Raw genomic sequence first — 16650 nt, 5'->3', positions numbered from 1 at the left:
GTTTCGACCGACTCATGAGACCGCTTCCGCCATCGAGTCCGAGGTCTTCCATATCGACTCTAAAGTTCGCTTCAGCAACTTTCTGTCCCCGTTGACATCGACGAGAACTGCGTTCTCCCTTGGAATTCCGGCCGCCGTTGCAGCTTTCATATCTGTCATCTGATCGCCAATCAGAATTGACTGGGACAGATCGAGCTTCAGATCCGCTGCGGCTGCAACAATCAATCCTGGTGCTGGCTTCCGACACTTACACGATCGCTGCGAAGATTCGATTGCGGCCGGATGATGTGGACATGTGTAGATCGCGTCGAGGTGGACTCCTTGGCTGGCTAGAGCGTCCATAAGCACGGCGTGCACCGCGAGGACGTCTGCTTCAGTCGCGAGCCCTCGGCCAATCGCGCCTTGGTTGGTAACAACGACAAGTGCAGCTCCTGTTGACTGCGCCCATCGCGCAGCATCAAGCGTGACGTTCAGGAGCTCGAAATCGCGTGGATCGGTTACGTATCCGTCGACCGCCCTGCGGTTCAAAACTCCATCGCGATCAAGAAAGAGCCCTCGGCGGACCGACGCGATGAGATCTGCGCCAATGTAACGGATCATGTTGTGCGACTGGCAGTCAGATCGCTCGAATCGATGTCTCTCGTCATCAACCGGTCGAAGAACTCGAAATACTCTGTAGCATTGGCATCCCAACCATGTGGGTTGTGGAATCGCGAGCCGACCATCCCCATTGCTCGCTTCATTACGGCGCGCAGATCGTCGGGATCCTCGACCGCGGCGAAAAGTACGCCACGGTAGTCGCGACAGGCTTCCTCCAATGCCGGCACCCTAGTCGTGACCAGCGGCAGGCCTGCTTCCATCGTCAGATTGACCGGACCAGAAGCGGACGCCCGTCGGTACGGAGCCACAACTATGTCAGTGGACTCGAACAACTGAGTGACTTCCTCGTCGGGTATATAGCCCGAAACAATTCGGTAGTGTCGACTCTCGACTTTCCTAATGACGGAAAGCGCCGCCTCCGCGTCAGCCCACGCTTCGCCTGCGACAGTCAGATGCACTGCCTCGCCATCGTCGACAAGCGATGTGAATGCGGCGGCGAGCTCGTCAATTCCCTTGTAAGACCTTATGATTCCGAAGAACAAGAACCGAGTAATTTCTGACCCGGTGCCACCGCCTTCGACTGTGCTGGTTACGTGCTCCCGGTGCTCCGAATGCTTCAGAGGTCCAGGGAACACCACACTCACAGGAAGTTGTGCCAACGTCGGATATGCCGTCTGCATTGTCCCGATGTCGGTATTCGAATGCACCACCACACCATTGGTCAATCGAGCTATCAGTCGCATCATCCCCTTGGCGTATGCCGAAACAAAGGGAATGGACGCTTCGCCGACGTCGGTGATCTCATGCATCTCGATGACGACACTGGCACCCTGGAGTCGGCCCAAGAGCGCGAGAAGCAGATAGGTGTGTGCGGTTACCGCAGTCCACCATTGGAGGATCACCACCCTCGGCCTTCGTGATCGGAGGAAAGCGATCGACCTAAGAATGGAGGGCCCCCAGTACCAGTCCAAGCTCTCGGAGATAGGGACCTCCGCCAACCGGAGAACATCAATTCCGTGGTTACCAATGCGATCCCGACCTGGATAGAGCCACCGTGGGCACAGATCACGGATGAGCAGTGCGCTTACACTGTGACCGCACTTGGCGAATGCATTCACCATCGACGCGGTGTGATAGCCAATGCCCGAGAGGAACCGCGCACCAGGACCGACGACCATTACGTCATCGTCATACTTGCCGTAGTCCGACGGCAGGCTGAGCGAGTCGATGCTGTTCAACGAAGTCCTCTCGTGTCGAGTTGATCTGCTGCTTTCGGTGCCCACAGTGAGTTACCGCGACTAGCGTTCGGAACGGCGGCCAACGACTCGGTGACGCACTAGGGCGCAGGATCCGCAGGAAAGAGGATACGTTCAACGAGCGCGAAGACGATGTGACCGCATGTGATGTGGAGTTCTTGGATTTTCGCTGTTTCGGTCGCAGGCACCTCCAGCTGAATGTCGGCACAGCCCATGTCCCGTGACTCAGCACCAGTAAAGGCAATCGTCAAAATTCCTCGATCGTGCGCTACCTCGAAAGCCCGCACGATGTTCTGGGAACGTCCTGACGTCGAAATGCCGATCAGCACGTCGCCGTATCGGCCAAGTGCTTCAACCTGTCGGGAGAATACCCTGTCGAACCCGTAATCGTTGCCTATGGCGGTGAGGGCCGAGGTATCAACTGTCAATGCCAATCCTGCCGCGGCAGAGCGATTGTAGTTCTGGCGTCCAACAAGCTCTGCCGCAAGGTGTTGAGCATCCGCCGCCGATCCGCCGTTGCCGCAGAACATAATTTTTCCCCCGGCTGCGATCGAATCAACGATGCGATCTGCAATCGACCTGAGCAACTGCTTGTTTGCGGTCGAATCGAGGGCGTCGATTGCTGCTCGGCTCTTGTCGATTTCCGCCGAGATGAACTTAGCAACATCCAAACTCACCGTAGCGACCACGCGACTGCTCCCTCAGAGACGAAATGAACCGGTTGTACCGAACCAACGTTGAGCTGCTCGAGAGCCCGCGCCACCGCAGGACGTCTCACCGGATCAGTGAGGAAGAGGATGTATCCGCCTCCGCCGGCACCCGAGACTTTGCCTGCGAGAGCACCGGCACCACGCGCGACCGTAAAGCACTCCTCGATGTGACTGTTCGTGATGCCCTCTGCGAGCTTCTTCTTCGCATTCCAACCGCGGTTGAGAACCGTAGCCAGTTGGCCCAGGTCACCACGAAGTAGCGATTCCTTCATTGCGATCGCTTCTTCTTTGAGTTCGTGTGTGGCCTCGATCTGGGCGGTCGAACCAGTGGCGATGTGATGGGTCTGGCGATCGATGATCTTGGCGGACTCGCGCGAAATTCCCGTGTGAAATAGCAGGATTGACGCTTCGAGCTCTCGTTGGGTTGCTTCCTTAATCCGCAGGGGATTAACAATCACGCGTCCGTTCTCGCCGAACTCCATGATGTTGAAGCCGCCGAATGCCGCAGCGTACTGATCTTGGCTGCCACCGGCCTGGCCAAAGTCCAGGCGCTCGATCTCGAACGCGAGGCGTGCGATGTCGTACTCGCTAAGCGGGAGCGAGAAGTACTCACGAAAGGCTTCGACGACTGACACCACGAGGGTCGACGACGATCCGAGGCCCGATCCTGGGGGCGCGTCTGAGACGGTTGTCAGCCGAACTGACGGGCGCCCCAGATCGAACTCTTGTGTCATGCGTTGGTATATGGCCCGATGAAGAAGCAGCGGCGCCGAAGGGCAAACGTCACAGTCCATTTCAAGTCGATCGGTGAGACCGAGATCCGGTGCAACGAACTCGACAGTCTCGCCGATACACTCCTCCAGGGTCGCGTAGCAATAGCGATCGATAGTCGCGTTAAGAACGACCCCACCAAAGACATCGCAGTACGGGGCGACGTCGGTCCCGCCGCCGGCCAGCCCCAGCCTCAACGGTGCGCGCGACCGAACCCGTTTTCGCGAGGCAAGAATCTGCTCCGACGTCACCGAGTTGTCCCGGTCGAGCCAATACGGGGCTGTGACTGTGTGCGCAGGCATCAGGCAGTCGCTTCAGCTTGTGACATCAGCGAGTCACTGATAGGCGAAGCCGAAACGTTGAAGTCGACCGTGACGGGCGGCGCAACGCGGCGCTCACTTGCGCGTGCGTAGGCGTACTCCTGTTTTATCGTGCGCAGGACTCGAAGTCCGTCACTCACCGCGTTCAGATTGCTGACACCGTGTATCCGGCTGCTCTCGAAGCTGCAGACCTCGGCAATCTTCAACCCACTTGCCGCAACCCGCACATTCACAAGTGTTTCGATCTCGAATCCGTCACCCCACTGGGGGGTTTGGGTCTCGACATCCGGTAGGCGCATCTCAATCACGTGCCGGCGCCAGAACGCGTTGTACCCGTAGCAGAGATCTGTGTACTTCGTGCCGAAGAGTACATTCACCAGTTTGTTCAAGGCAGCATTGCCGACTCTGCGGAAACGCGTGATGTCGGAGCTTCCACCGCCCTGGATGAACCGCGACCCCTTCGCGAAGTCGGCACCAGACGTTAAAGCTGCAACGTAGCGCGGGATTTCCTGCGGGTCGGTGCTGCCATCGGCATCAAGCATGACAACGATGTCACCTGTAGCTGCTGCAAAGCCGCACGCAAGTGCGTTGCCCTTTCCTCTTCGAGTTTGTCGAAGATGCTTTGCAGCTGGCCAGAGCGCTCTTGCAACATCAGCGGTCCCATCCACGGAGCCTCCATCAACGAAGACCAATTCATCGACGTCAACGGGCATCCGAGCCGCGACATGCGGTAAGTTTCGTGCCTCATTGAGCGCGGGCACGACGACGGTCACGCTCGGTCGTGTTGTGTCGTGTGGAACGCCGTCCCATATTCCGACCAGTTTGGTCATTCGGTGCGATCTTTCTCGTCTAGATGGATGACAAACTTTGTGTGTATCCAGGGCTAGACGACGCCGACCCAACACCGGTGCACGATGCTGATGCGCGGCTATCCGACCGGCAACGCGAACCCGCGCCCGATCAGTGTGTGAAGTGTCCGCCCCCGTAGACGAAGGCCTGCCAAGGCCTTCCTGCGGCGCCCGATAGACGCCGCTTGATATCCCCCTTGCGCTCCCCCTGGTGTCGCGGTACTCCGATGCTCGGACCCGCACCGCGACAAAAACTTTGCCAGCAGATAGTGACACACAACAATGCCATCTGCAAGCAGAACCATTGTATTGGTACGAAAACGGCCCTAGGTGCACATATGCCGATCTTGAACGCTTCGGGCAATGCTCAGAGCACACAATGGACGGCACAATTCTTTCGTCTCGTCATTTGCCACTTCTGCGGCTCGGGGGCGAGGAATCACCGGCAAACGCGTACGCAAAGCCGGAAGGTCTGCGCCTGCACGTCGCCCGAAGCGCTAAGGCGTCTGACGTCGGCGTTACCACAGCGCAGGCGGTTGACGCAATGCAGGCGGGCCCTTTCGAGCAAATGCTGCCCGCGCGTTCTTTGTTTCAAAACCACTTCACGACAACGGATCCCAGTATCAGTGCGGAGGTTGCTTCGATTCTGCACGTGCTAGTTCGCGACTTGTGTGCCGCCAGCAATGACACGGGGATACTGGAGGCGATCGCTCCGCACTTGACACAAGGGAGATCCCCTGAGCGCCGCACGGCGAGTCACCAGCATCGTGGGTGGCGTCGGTTTACTGCTCATCGCGACGGTCGCGCTTGTCGCACGCTACGCACCCATCCCCGGTCACCGCATGCTCTACGCCGTCATCGCGGCGCCGTACTTGAGCCCCACCGCGCTGGCCGCACTGCTGCTGTTCGTCTGGGGCCGTCGCCCTCCTCATGGCAAGCGTCGCCACGTGTATCGCTCTGGCTCTCGTGGCGCCGCAACTGCCCTGGTACGTCCGCGCCGACGGGGACGCGCCGGGCCCCGCGATCCGCGCGATCACGCTCAACATGCTTTACGGCGGCGCCGATCCCCGTTCGGTCGTGGCGATCGCCTCCGACAACGCCGACGTCCTTATGCTGCAGGAGTTGACCCCCGAGGCGGTGCGGGGTCTGACGGAGGCGGGCATCGACCGCACCTTCCCCTTCAAGGCCGTCGATGCACGGCCGGGCGCTTCGGGTGCCGCCGTCTATAGCCGCTACCCGCTGACGGGGACAGACCACGTCCCCGGCTATCAGATGGCGATGGTGAAGGCGAAGCTCCGTTCCCCGAACACACTCAACGACTTAACTGTCGTATCAATGCATTTCGCCGCACCGTGGCCTCAACCCATCGACACCTGGCACCAGGACGTCGGGCGCTTTCCGCAGACGCTGAACGAACTCGCGACCGAGGCAGGCGACGCACCGATCCTCATCGGCGGCGACTTCAACTCGACCATCGACATGATGCCCTACCGCGCACTGCTAAATAACGGTTACCGCGATGCCGCCGAGCAGTCCGGCGCCGGCCGCGAACTGACTTACCCGTCGAACCGCAAGATCCCGCCGTTGATCGGCATCGACCACTTTTTGACCCGAAACAGTACCGCCGTCTCTACGGACACGGTGGACGTCGCCGGAACCGATCACCGCGCACTCCTCACGACGGTGGTCCTCTCGACGGCCGACTAGCAGTCGATACCGCGCGACGAGTTTGACTGCGGCGAACGCGACGGCTGTTCTACATCGTGAAGGATTGAGTACCCGAATTGCCCGGATTACGAACAGCCGCGCTCGGCCAAGAAAGCGACCGCACGGCGAGCATATAGCCGTGAACCGCATTTGCCGAGCTTGCACGCAGACGACGACAAGCCCGCGTTCGACCCGCGTGTTTTACCAAGCGCAGGCCGTTTTCAAACCCGCGAACATTCAAACGGACCCGCCGCAACAATGTCGACGCAGCCGATGAAACTCTTCGCCGAGGCAAGCGCAGGCTCCGATCATGGACATGATCGCCTAGCACTCAGTTGACGGGCACGTCCAGAATCGGCCGGGGATCGCCCGCGCCCGGTCCGTCGAAGTGCCACCACTCACCGGAGTAGACGGTCAGCCCGCCTGCGGCCATCGCATCGCGCAGCAGCTTGCGATTCGAAACCTGCTGCGCGGTAAGGCCTTCGGTGGCGTTCGCATAGCTGCGCGGCGTGAAGTCGTCGAAGCCGGTGCCCATGTCGGCCAGCCAGCCGTAGTGCGCGTCGGCGTAGGTCACGTCGACCGAACGGCCCGACTCGTGACTCTTCGCGTAGTCCGCCGGTCGTGCCACCCAATTCGGGTTCGGGACGACCTGGAACATCCGCACCTGCACGTCGTGTGGCCGGTAGCAGTCCCAGAACACCAGCACCAGGCCGCGCTCCCGAAGCCGTTGCGCCGCAACGGTCAGACCCGGCGCCAGCGACTCGTGCACCAGGCAGCGGGCGTCGGCCGGGTACAGCTGGACACCGGTGAAGTTGTTCGTCGTCGCGTACCGCAGATCGATCCGCGCGTCGGGCACGACGCTGCGGACGTCGACCAGCCCGGCGGCCGCGGCTTGCGGCGACACCGGCGGGACGTCAGCGGACGCGGTACCGGATGACATCAAGAGCATGATCGCAGTCACTCCGAACACGAACACACGCAAAAGGCTCCGACACGCCGGACGTGACGGAGCCTTCGCGTAGGGCAAGAGGATTACTCCTCGGTGAAGTTCCGCGTGACGGCCGGGTCCACGGGGATGCCGGGGCCGGTGGTCGTCGAGACGACGATCTTCTTGAGGTAGCGGCCCTTCGAGGACGACGGCTTGGCGCGCAGGACCTCGTCGAGCGCGGCGCCGTAGTTCTCGGCCAGCTTCGTGTCGTCGAACGACGCCTTGCCGATCACGAAGTGCAGGTTGGCCTGCTTGTCGACGCGGAAGTTGATCTTGCCGCCCTTGATGTCCTGCACGGCCTTCGCGACGTCGGGCGTCACGGTGCCGGTCTTCGGGTTCGGCATCAGACCGCGCGGGCCGAGCACGCGGGCGATCTTGCCGACCTTGGCCATCTGGTCCGGCGTCGCGATCGCGGCGTCGAAGTCCAGGAAGCCGCCCTGGATCTTCTCGATCAGGTCGTCGCTGCCAACCTCGTCAGCACCCGCGGCCAACGCGGCCTCCGCCTTGTCACCGACCGCGAACACCACGACGCGGGCGGTTTTGCCGGTTCCGTGCGGCAGGTTGACGGTGCCGCGCACCATCTGGTCTGCCTTGCGGGGGTCGACGCCGAGGCGGATGGCGACCTCAACGGTCGCGTCCTGCTTCTTCGACGCCGTCTCCTTGGCCAGCCGAGCGGCTTCCAGGGGGCTGTACAGATTGTCGCGATCGACCTTCTCGGCGGCTTCGCGGTATGCCTTGCTTGTCTTGCTCATTGGGATTCCAATCGTGTGTTGTTGGAGCCGTGGTTCAGCGGGCCGAAGCGGGCCCTCCCACGCCTTCTGGGTACTGCTACTTGACCGTGATGCCCATCGACCGAGCGGTGCCGGCGATGATCTTCGCCGCCGCATCGATGTCGTTGGCGTTCAGGTCTTCCTTCTTGGTCTCGGCGATCTCGCGCACCTGATCCCACGTCACCGTGGCGACCTTGGTCTTGTGCGGCTCGCCGGAACCCTTCTGCACACCAGCGGCCTTGAGCAGCAGCTTGGCGGCGGGCGGGGTCTTCAGCACGAACGTGAAGCTGCGATCCTCGTAGACCGTGATCTCGACGGGGATCGTGTTGCCGCGCTGATCCTGCGTCGCCTGGTTGTAGGCGTTGCAGAACTCCATGATGTTGACGCCGTGCTGGCCGAGTGCAGGACCGATCGGCGGGGCGGGGTTGGCCTGCCCGGCCTGGATCTGCAGTTTGATCAGCCCGGAGACCTTCTTCTTCGGGGGCATAGCTGTGGTGTTTCCTTTCTTGGCGGGCCGGATGCCCGTTAGATCTTTGCGACCTGCGTGAAGGTCAGTTCGACGGGTGTCTCGCGTCCGAAGATGGACACCAGCACCTTGAGCTTCTGCTGCTCGGCATTGACCTCGCTGATCGACGCGGGCAGCGTGGCGAACGGCCCGTCCATGACGGTGACCGACTCGCCGACCTCGAAATCGACCAGGATTTCGGGACGCTCGAGCGTGGCCTCCGACGACGCGGCAGCCGAGGCCGCCGAGGTCGACTTGGCCGGCTTCTTCGCCGCGGCGGGCGGCAGCAGGAACTTCGTCACGTCGTTCAGCGTCAGCGGCGACGGCCGCGACGTGGCGCCGACGAAGCCGGTGACGCCGGGCGTGTTGCGCACCGCGCCCCACGACTCGTCGTTGAGTTCCATGCGGACCAGGATGTAGCCGGGCAGCACCTTGCGGTTGACCTGCTTGCGCTGGCCGTTCTTGATCTCGGTGACTTCTTCGGTCGGGACCTCGACCTGGAAGATGTAGTCGCCGACGTCGAGGTTCTGCACGCGGGTCTCGAGGTTGGCCTTCACCTTGTTCTCGTAACCGGCGTAGGAGTGGATGACGTACCAGTCGCCGGGCTTGAGCCGCAGTTCCTTCTTCAGCGCCTCAACCGGGTCCAGCTCTTCGGCGGACTCAGTCGACTCGTCCTCAGCCGCGGGCGCCTCGTCGGCGGCCGGCGCATCGTCGGCGGCGGCGTCGGCCTCGGAGTCGGGCGTCGCCTCCTCGACGGCCTCGGCAGCACTCGTCTCCTCGAGGTGCTCGGCCGTCTCGTCGGCGATCACGGTCGTCGGATCCGCGGCTTCAATGCGTGCCTCGGACACAGCCGAGGCGGATTCGCCTTCGAAGCTCGTCACGGTAGTGGTTCCTCTCTAAACATCGGTCAATCGCGCAGTGGCTCGGTCAGCCGAACACCAGCGTGATCAGCTTGGCCAGCCCCAGGTCGACGCCGCCGATCAGCGCCACCATGAACGCCAGGAAGATCAGCACGACGGTGGTGTAGCTGACCATCTGCTTGCGGTTCGGCCAGATCACCTTGCGCAGCTCGGCAACGACCTGCTTCAGGTAGTTGACGACGAACATGATCGGGTTCCGGGACGGCCCGGTCTTCTTCGCGGCCTTCGGCTTCTTCGTGCCGTCGCCGTTCTTCGTCAGCTTGACCTCGGTCGCGGGCGCGGCGTCCGAATCGGCGACCTCCCGGCGGGGTCGCTTACCGGTGGGCCGCTGGGGTCGCGTTACGACCGTCGTCTGCGCACGGTCGTCGCCGGTACCGGGAGTGTCGTCGGTACCCGTGTCGTCGCCTGCGGAGCCGGCACCGTCGCGCTCGTCGCTCACCGCGTGCTCCCTAATCCTTCGTCCGGTGTGGTGGTCACTCTCCAGTGTCCACGCGTGTCGAGTATTCGCCTTCAGCAGGGGCGACAGGACTTGAACCTGCAACCTGCGGTTTTGGAGACCGCTGCTCTGCCAGTTGAGCTACGCCCCTTCGGGTGGGGCTTACACAATTCACGCGCTCCCCGATCGGCCGATGACACACCGACGGACAGCGCGCTGAATTGGGGAAACCCCGAGGACCGAGTGTACAACGGCCCTGGTGTCGGTTACTAATCCGTTCCAGCGGCCGAACCGCCGGCCTTGACCGCCGTTCGCACCACCTGACCGGTTTCCGGATCCCACTTCGCCGAGATCGAGTTATCACCCTCGTGGCCCATCAGCGTGGTGAACGCCTCCATGACGACCGTGCCGTCCTGTTCGGCGCACACGTTGCGGGTGGTGACGATGTCGGCACCGAAGCGCTCGTCGACCGACTCGATGTGCATGGTTCCCGTCAGACGGTCACCGACCCGGATCGGGCGGTGGAAGGTGAACCTCTGGTCGACCTGCACGATCTGCATGGCCTCCAGGCCGATGTCGACGTGCTGGAAGAAGTGGTTCTGGATCATCACCGCGAAGATCGCGGCGAACGTCAACGGCGCGATCGGAGCCTCGTGACCCAGCTCCGCCGCGGCGGCCTCGTCGATGGTCGCCGGATGCGCCGACTTCACGGCCCTGGCGTACTGGCGAACCTGCTCCCTGCCCACGACGAAGACGTCGGGGTACTTCCAGACCATCCCGCGGATGTCAGTCTTGAGTGCCACGCGTCACGCCAGCTTCGCGGTGGCGACGGCGCGGCCGAAGATCTTCTTCCCCCCGGTCGTGGCGGATAGCGCGATCACGACCGACTTGTCTTCCGGGTCAACGGATTTCACGCGACCGTTGAAGACGATTTCAGCACCCACGCCGTCGTTCGGGACCGGCACGACGGCGGTGAACCTGACGTTGTACTCGGTGACCGCGGCCGGGTCGCCGACCCAGGAGGTGACGTAGCCGCCGCCGAGCCCCATCGTCAGCATGCCGTGGGCGATGGCGGTGTCGAGGCCGACCTGCTTGGCGATCTCGTCGTCCCAGTGGATCGGGTTGAGGTCGCCGGACACGCCGGCGTAGTTGACCAGGTCGCCGCGCGTCAGCGGGATCGTCTTCTCGGGAAGCGTGTCACCCACCTTCACCGAATCGAACTCACGCAGTGCCATCGTTGAAACCCTCTTCTCCTTCGCCCGATCGACCCGCCAGGGTGGTGTAACTCTCCTGCACGACGTCGCCGGCCTCGTTCGTGATGATGTTCTTGGTCACGATGATGTCCGTGCCGTGGGCCTGCCGCACCGAGTCGACGTAGACGTCGCAGAACAGCTTGTCCCCGGCGAAGATCGGCCTGACGAACTTCAGGGCCTGGTCGACCTGGACGATCTTCGCGTCCTTGATGCCGATGTTGGCGTTGTCGAAGAACGCGAGCTGCGCCGTGTAACCGAACACCGAGATGAAGGTCAGCGCCGCCGGAAGCGTCGCATGCCCGAGTTCGGCGGCCGCGGCGTCATCGTGCAGGGCGGCGTCGTCGTTCTTGACCGCAACGGCGTACTCACGAAGCTTCTCGCGCCCGACCACGTAGTGATCGGGGTATCGGAAGTGCTTCCCGACGATGTCAGGCGACAGAGCCACAGTCAGTGAACCTACCGTTCACCCCGGGCTGAGCCCGAGGGTGGAACCGCTAGCGCGATTCCTTGTGCGGCTGATGCGTGCCGCAGTTCGGGCAGAACTTCTTGATCTCGAGGCGATCGGGATCGTTGCGGCGGTTCTTCTTGGTGATGTAGTTGCGGTGCTTGCACACCTCGCAGGCCAAGGTGATCTTGGGCCGTACGTCAGTACTTGAGGCCACGTCTTCAGTCCTTCGTCGTTTCTAGTGCTCTGTAGCGGTGGGGGGGCTCGATCCCCCGACCTCACGATTATGAGTCGTGCGCTCTAACCAGCTGAGCTACACCGCCCCGGACGGATCGCACTCAAGTCTTAGCACCGAGCGCGCCCAAACCGAGCCCCCTAACGGAATCGAACCGTTGACCTTTTCCTTACCATGGAAACGCTCTACCGACTGAGCTAAGGGGGCCTTGCCTCGCTGCAGTGCCGCGAGCCTTAAAGAGGGTACATTCTCGGACTCTGCGCAGCCAAACCAGTAAGTGCGCGCTCGGCGAACGGCCGTCACAACGGGACGGACACGCCGGTCGACGCGGGTTCGGTGCGGAGCACGATCGCCCGCGGATCCGCGCCTCTCGGCACGTCGAACACCAACGCCGCCTCGATCGACTCGCGCGGCCCCAGCGCCCGATCGGCGTTGCCGACGTAGTGCCACGCCGCCGGCTCCACCTCGTACTGCGCGGCGCCGTCGGACAGCGTGCTGAAGGCGGCGTGGAAGACCTCCCGGTCGTCCGAGGTGTTGATGACGGTGAGCTTGACGACGACGAAGCGGCCGTCGGCGCTCACGTTGTCCGTCGGGTACTCGGGGTCGGCGATGACGTCGGTGGTCTCGACGCGGTGCACGACGAACGCCAGGTCGCCGGTGCGGGCGTCGACGCTCTCCGCCCCGTGTGCGCGGTCGGCCACCGAGAACGCGACGCCCACCGACACCGCCACCGCGACCAGCACGGCAGCGAGCATCCCGCTTAGGTAGCGCGTGCTCGAAGTCTGCGTTTCGGATGCCGCCACGTTGCCGGTCTTCCTGTGAGCGAGCTGGTCGATTGCTGGTAGTTGAGGCTAGTCCGCTCGGACTCCCGGCGCAGCAGCAGGATCGTCACTGCCTACTCTTGCCCCATGTCAGAACCGGATCGCCTCTACTTCCGTCAGCTGCTGTCGGGCCGCGATTTCGCGGCGAACGACGTGATCGCCCAGCAGATGCGCAACTTCGCCTATCTCATCGGCGACCGCGAGACCGGCGACTGCGTCGTCGTCGATCCGGCGTACGCGGCCAACGACCTCCTCGACATCCTGGAGAACGACGGTCTGCACCTGTCCGGGGTGCTCGTCAGCCACCACCACCCCGACCACGTGGGCGGGTCGATGATGGGCTTCGAGCTCAAGGGCCTCGCCGAACTGCTCGAGCGGGTCAGCGTTCCCGTCCACGTCAACACTCACGAGGCCGACTGGGTTTCGCGAGTCACTGGAATCCCGTTGAGCGACTTGACCTCTCACGAGCACGGCGACAAGGTGGCCGTCGGCGCCGTCGACATCGAGCTGCTGCACACGCCCGGACACACGCCGGGCAGCCAGTGCTTCCTGCTCGACGGACGCCTGGTCGCGGGTGACACGCTGTTCCTCGAGGGCTGCGGCCGCACCGACTTCCCCGGCGGCGACGTCGACGAGATGTTCCGCAGCCTGCAGGCTCTCGCGGCGCTGCCCGGTGACCCGACGGTGTTCCCCGGCCACTGGTATTCGCAGGAGCCCAGCGCGTCGCTGTCCGACGTCCGCAAAACGAATTACGTCTATCGCGCGAGCAATCTGGACCAGTGGCGCATGGTGATGGGCGGCTAATCCACGCGGCGGTTGCTGACCTGCGCTATTGTCCGGTCGCGACGTCTGTGAGGCGCCTGACTGGGAGGACCCTGGGATGACGACACCTGCTGGCTGGTACCCCGACACCGAGGTGCCCGGTGGCCTGCGCTACTGGGACGGAACCCTCTGGACGGAGCACCGCACGCCGCCACCCGGAGCGCCTGCGGAACCGGCGCAGGAGTCGGCCCAGCCGCCCGCCGAGTACAACTTCAGCGAGCAGCCCACGTCGATCGTGAAGCTGCCGCCGCCTGAAGGGGCGACCACGGTGATTCCGATGGTGACGCCGCCGGTCGAGCCGACGCCGGAGGCCGCGCCCGTCGCGGACGCCACCCCGGTTGCGGACGCCCCGGCCGCCGACGCCGCCCCTGCTTCGGACGCTTCCGTCGCCGAGGCCCCGGCCGATCCGGTGTTCCCGTCGTCGTGGGAAACCCCGCCCATGCCGTCGTGGGATTCCCCCGCCGCGGAGGCGCAGCCCTCGTCCGAAACCCAGATGGCGCCCACCTTCGACCCGCCGGTCACACCGTCCTACGAGCCGCCCACCGCCACCTACGAGACGCCGGCCTACCCGGCGTCGACCCCTGCATCGACCCCGCCTGCCGGATACGGCCCGCCCCCGACGACGCCTCCTCCCGGATACGGCCAGCCGTCGAGTCCGCCCGGTGGCGCATCGTATGCGGCGTCCTACCCGCCCCCGCCGGGTCCGCCGGGGGCTCCGCCGGACTACTCGTCCGGCGCGCCCGGCGGTGGAGGCGGCAACAACACCAAGCTGATCCTCATCATCGGTGGCGCGATCGCCGCCGTGGTGTTGATCGCCGCGCTGGTGCTGTCCTACTTCTTCGTCTTCAAGAAGGACGACAAGACGGAATCGGCCAGCACCTCGACCTCGCAGACCAGGGCCAGCGCGTCGGAGACCACCGAGACATCGGAGAGCGAGGCGACCTCGGCGGAGACGACCGCTGCGGCGCCGCCCAGCGGCGAGGTCACCGACGGCCCGTTCACGTTCCGGGTCACGAACGTCGACACCTACGACACCATCGAGTCCTCCGATATCGAGGGCCTTGAGGTCGCCGCCGACGGCGTGTTCCTGATCGTCGAGCTCGACGTCACCAACACATCGGAGTCGTCGTCGTCGTTCCTCCTGACGCAGCAGACGCTCAACGCCAACGGGCAGAGCATCCGCACCGACGACGAGGGCAACTTCTACGCGAACGGCAACGTGGCGTTCGAGATCCAGCCCGGTGAGACGCTGGACGTGGCGGTGGCCTTCGACGTGCCTGACGGAACGACCGCCGACTCGATTCACGTGTACGGCGACATCATGAGCGCCGGCGTGGACCTGCCGCTGTCCTGACCGCACTGGCGTCGTTCGCCAGCAACGGTGCGACCACGTGTTTACGGGATCGCCAGCGAAGCAGTAGTCTGCCTGGCAACACTCGAATCGACCACGTGAGGGCACTGTGGACTGGATTCAAGCTCGACTGGACGATCTGGCGAACCTGGGGTCAGGCGGCTGGCTGGCGATCGCGGCATGGGCGGCACTGACGCTCGGCGTCATCGCGTTGCTGTACATCAACCGTCAGGTCAAGAAGAACCGCCAGCTCAGGGCCGACCAGGTCAGGCCGCAGGTCACGATGTTCATGGAGCCGCACGCGGCCGACTGGCACGTGATCGAGCTCGTCGTGAAGAACTTCGGCAGCACCGCCGCCTACGACATCAAGCTCGACTTCATCAACCATCCGACGGTCGCCGCGTACGAGGACAGCGACTACGACGGACCTCCCGACGTCGCCGAACTCGACCTGCCCAGCGAACTGACGTTCCTAGCCCCCGGCCAGGAATGGCGAACGGTGTGGGACTCGGCGATCAGCCGGGAGGAACTGGGCGGCAACATCCGCTCGCGGTTCGACGGCACCCTGACCTACTTCGACAAGCCGCGCCCCGACCGCGATCCGGGCATGGCCAAGATGTGGAACAAGCGCCAGGAGTTCGAGACCAAGGTGACGCTGGACTGGGCCACGCTGCAACCGGTCCAGCGCCTGGAGTTGATGACGTCGCACGACCTGGCCAAGCGCGAGAAGCAGAAGCTGGAACTGCTGCGGACGGTGCTGACGTACTACCACTTCGCCATCAAGGACTCGCGGCCCGAGGTCTACCGCACGGAGATCGATCGCATGAACCGTGCGATCAAGGAATGCCAGGATCGTTGGCGGACAACGCAGTTCGATCAGACCACCGAGCTGGAATTCCCGTGGATCAAGAACGGCGTGGCGGCCGAACCCGCGCGATCGGGCGCCAGCGGGCGGCACCGCGATCCGGCGTAACGGCGCTCAGTAACATCGGGCCGACTACTGCCTCGAGGAAGAGAGCCCGATGAGCGTCACCTACACGCTGGACGAATCCGTTGCGACGATCGCGCTCGACGACGGCAAGGTGAACGTGCTGTCCCCGGCGATGCAGACCAGCATCAACGAGGCGCTGGATCGCGCCGAGAAGTCCGCGGAAACCGGTGAGGTCAAGGCGATCGTGCTGGCCGGGAACCAGAAGGTGCTGTCGGCGGGCTTCGATCTCGGGGTGTTCAACTCCGGTGACGCGGAGGCGGCGCTGGGCATGCTCTCGGGCGGTTTCGAGCTGTCGATCCGGCTGCTGTCGTTCCCGGTTCCGGTGATCATCGCCGCGACCGGACCGGCGATCGCGATGGGCTCGTTCCTGCTGCTGAGCGGCGACCACCGGGTGGGCTCGCCGCGGACCCGGTGCCAGGCCAACGAGGTGGCGATCGGCATGGTGCTGCCGATCTCGGCGATCGAGATCATGCGACTGCGCTTGACGCGGGCGGCTTTCCAGCGCGGCATCTCGCTGGCCGCGACCTTCGCGGGTGACGCCGCGGTGGCCGGTGGCTGGCTCGACGAGCTGGTCGACGAACCCGAGCAGGTGCTGCCGCGTGCGCAGCAGGTGGCGGCCGAGGCGGCCGCGACACTGCATGTGAAGGCGCACCGGGCCAGCAAGCTGAAGGCCCGCCGCGACGGGATCGCGGCCATCCAGGCCGGGATCGACGGACTGCGCGACGAGTTCTTCAGCGGCACTTAGGGATTTCGGCGTGATTCCGTTCGCTCAGCGACGTGTGGTGTCTCGGGACATCGCGTACACATATGTCTCAGGACATCGCGTACACCGATGATGCCGGTTGAGGCTCGCGGGTGCGGTAGGTCCGGGTGGATTTGTCGCCGCGCTGGTAGTTGCAGG

General features: G+C 63.7%; 20 protein-coding genes and 3 tRNA genes. 5 read left to right on the top strand and 18 right to left on the bottom strand.

Annotation, left to right across the window (positions count from 1 at the left end):
* Nucleotides 1-12 precede the first annotated feature (12 nt).
* From NM203_RS24200 to NM203_RS24180, 5 genes are all read right to left on the bottom strand, one after another.
* The gene (locus NM203_RS24200) at nt 13-600 is read right to left on the bottom strand and encodes a D-glycero-alpha-D-manno-heptose-1,7-bisphosphate 7-phosphatase (protein WP_255063092.1); all 588 of its coding nucleotides are present in this window, start codon (nt 598-600) and stop codon (nt 13-15) included.
* The gene (locus NM203_RS24195) at nt 597-1838 is read right to left on the bottom strand and encodes a glycosyltransferase family 4 protein (RefSeq protein WP_255063091.1); all 1242 of its coding nucleotides are present in this window, start codon (nt 1836-1838) and stop codon (nt 597-599) included. Before NM203_RS24195 ends, NM203_RS24200 begins: the two co-directional genes overlap by 4 nt.
* Before the next feature lie 98 nt (nt 1839-1936).
* On the bottom strand, nt 1937-2545 hold the full coding sequence (locus tag NM203_RS24190) for an SIS domain-containing protein (protein WP_255063090.1): 609 nt from the start codon (nt 2543-2545) through the stop codon (nt 1937-1939).
* Nucleotides 2530-3588 (bottom strand): GHMP family kinase ATP-binding protein, encoded by a 1059-nt coding sequence (locus tag NM203_RS24185; RefSeq protein ID WP_255063088.1) that lies wholly within the window; start codon nt 3586-3588, stop codon nt 2530-2532. Before NM203_RS24185 ends, NM203_RS24190 begins: the two co-directional genes overlap by 16 nt.
* A gap of 50 nt (nt 3589-3638) precedes the next feature.
* Nucleotides 3639-4487, bottom strand: coding sequence for a glycosyltransferase family 2 protein (locus tag NM203_RS24180; RefSeq protein WP_255063086.1), 849 nt, complete (start codon nt 4485-4487; stop codon nt 3639-3641).
* Between the two features lie 984 nt (nt 4488-5471).
* Between NM203_RS24180 and NM203_RS24175 the strand changes: the two genes are divergently transcribed.
* The gene (locus NM203_RS24175) at nt 5472-6212 is read left to right on the top strand and encodes an endonuclease/exonuclease/phosphatase family protein (protein ID WP_255063084.1); all 741 of its coding nucleotides are present in this window, start codon (nt 5472-5474) and stop codon (nt 6210-6212) included.
* Between the two features lie 331 nt (nt 6213-6543).
* Here NM203_RS24175 and NM203_RS24170 read toward each other — a convergent pair whose 3' ends face one another.
* From NM203_RS24170 to NM203_RS24110, 13 genes are all read right to left on the bottom strand, one after another.
* Nucleotides 6544-7161: a M15 family metallopeptidase gene (locus tag NM203_RS24170; protein ID WP_255063355.1), complete on the bottom strand. Its 618-nt coding sequence runs from the start codon at nt 7159-7161 to the stop codon at nt 6544-6546.
* An 83-nt stretch (nt 7162-7244) separates the two neighbouring features.
* Nucleotides 7245-7952 carry a 50S ribosomal protein L1 gene (gene rplA / locus NM203_RS24165; protein ID WP_255063083.1) on the bottom strand — a complete coding sequence of 236 codons (708 nt, stop codon included), beginning with the start codon at nt 7950-7952 and terminating at the stop codon, nt 7245-7247.
* Nucleotides 7953-8028: 76 nt separating this feature from the next.
* Complete coding sequence (gene rplK / locus NM203_RS24160; protein WP_255063082.1) at nt 8029-8457, bottom strand: 50S ribosomal protein L11; 429 nt, start codon at nt 8455-8457, stop codon at nt 8029-8031.
* A gap of 38 nt (nt 8458-8495) precedes the next feature.
* Complete coding sequence (gene nusG / locus NM203_RS24155; RefSeq protein ID WP_255063080.1) at nt 8496-9356, bottom strand: transcription termination/antitermination protein NusG; 861 nt, start codon at nt 9354-9356, stop codon at nt 8496-8498.
* A 46-nt stretch (nt 9357-9402) separates the two neighbouring features.
* Nucleotides 9403-9834 (bottom strand): preprotein translocase subunit SecE, encoded by a 432-nt coding sequence (gene secE / locus NM203_RS24150; RefSeq protein WP_255063077.1) that lies wholly within the window; start codon nt 9832-9834, stop codon nt 9403-9405.
* Nucleotides 9835-9909: 75 nt separating this feature from the next.
* A tRNA-Trp gene (locus tag NM203_RS24145) sits at nt 9910-9982 on the bottom strand.
* Nucleotides 9983-10100: 118 nt separating this feature from the next.
* A complete protein-coding gene (gene hadC, locus NM203_RS24140; protein WP_255063075.1) occupies nt 10101-10634 on the bottom strand; it encodes a (3R)-hydroxyacyl-ACP dehydratase subunit HadC in 534 nt (177 codons plus the stop codon).
* A gap of 3 nt (nt 10635-10637) precedes the next feature.
* Entirely contained in the window at nt 10638-11066 is a 429-nt protein-coding gene (gene hadB / locus NM203_RS24135) for a (3R)-hydroxyacyl-ACP dehydratase subunit HadB (protein WP_255063074.1), read from the bottom strand.
* Nucleotides 11053-11529: a (3R)-hydroxyacyl-ACP dehydratase subunit HadA gene (gene hadA, locus NM203_RS24130; RefSeq protein WP_255063071.1), complete on the bottom strand. Its 477-nt coding sequence runs from the start codon at nt 11527-11529 to the stop codon at nt 11053-11055. The genes hadB and hadA overlap by 14 nt, the downstream gene beginning before the upstream one ends.
* A 49-nt stretch (nt 11530-11578) precedes the next feature.
* Nucleotides 11579-11746: a 50S ribosomal protein L33 gene (gene rpmG / locus NM203_RS24125; protein WP_003881823.1), complete on the bottom strand. Its 168-nt coding sequence runs from the start codon at nt 11744-11746 to the stop codon at nt 11579-11581.
* A gap of 32 nt (nt 11747-11778) precedes the next feature.
* Nucleotides 11779-11852 (bottom strand) — tRNA-Met (locus NM203_RS24120).
* A gap of 46 nt (nt 11853-11898) precedes the next feature.
* Nucleotides 11899-11971: transfer RNA gene (locus tag NM203_RS24115), tRNA-Thr, on the bottom strand.
* 92 nt (nt 11972-12063) lie between these two features.
* A complete protein-coding gene (locus tag NM203_RS24110) occupies nt 12064-12519 on the bottom strand; it encodes a DUF4352 domain-containing protein (RefSeq protein WP_255063066.1) in 456 nt (151 codons plus the stop codon).
* Nucleotides 12520-12672: 153 nt separating this feature from the next.
* Here NM203_RS24110 and NM203_RS24105 point away from each other — a divergent pair, with 153 nt between their 5' ends.
* The 4 genes from NM203_RS24105 (at nt 12673) to NM203_RS24090 (ending at nt 16494) form a co-directional block, all read left to right on the top strand.
* On the top strand, nt 12673-13389 hold the full coding sequence (locus NM203_RS24105; RefSeq protein WP_255063065.1) for an MBL fold metallo-hydrolase: 717 nt from the start codon (nt 12673-12675) through the stop codon (nt 13387-13389).
* A gap of 76 nt (nt 13390-13465) precedes the next feature.
* On the top strand, nt 13466-14761 hold the full coding sequence (locus tag NM203_RS24100; RefSeq protein ID WP_255063064.1) for a DUF4352 domain-containing protein: 1296 nt from the start codon (nt 13466-13468) through the stop codon (nt 14759-14761).
* 106 nt (nt 14762-14867) lie between these two features.
* Entirely contained in the window at nt 14868-15731 is an 864-nt protein-coding gene (locus NM203_RS24095; protein WP_255063063.1) for a DUF8453 domain-containing protein, read from the top strand.
* A 49-nt stretch (nt 15732-15780) separates the two neighbouring features.
* Nucleotides 15781-16494 carry a crotonase/enoyl-CoA hydratase family protein gene (locus tag NM203_RS24090; protein WP_255063062.1) on the top strand — a complete coding sequence of 238 codons (714 nt, stop codon included), beginning with the start codon at nt 15781-15783 and terminating at the stop codon, nt 16492-16494.
* Nucleotides 16495-16650: the final 156 nt, after the last annotated feature.

It is taken from the genome of Mycolicibacterium arenosum (assembly GCF_024320865.1).
In the GTDB taxonomy this organism is placed as follows: Bacteria; Actinomycetota; Actinomycetes; order Mycobacteriales; family Mycobacteriaceae; genus Mycobacterium; species Mycobacterium arenosum.
Note: the sequence above shows the minus strand (reverse complement) of the source record. Positions and strands in the feature narration are given on the sequence as shown.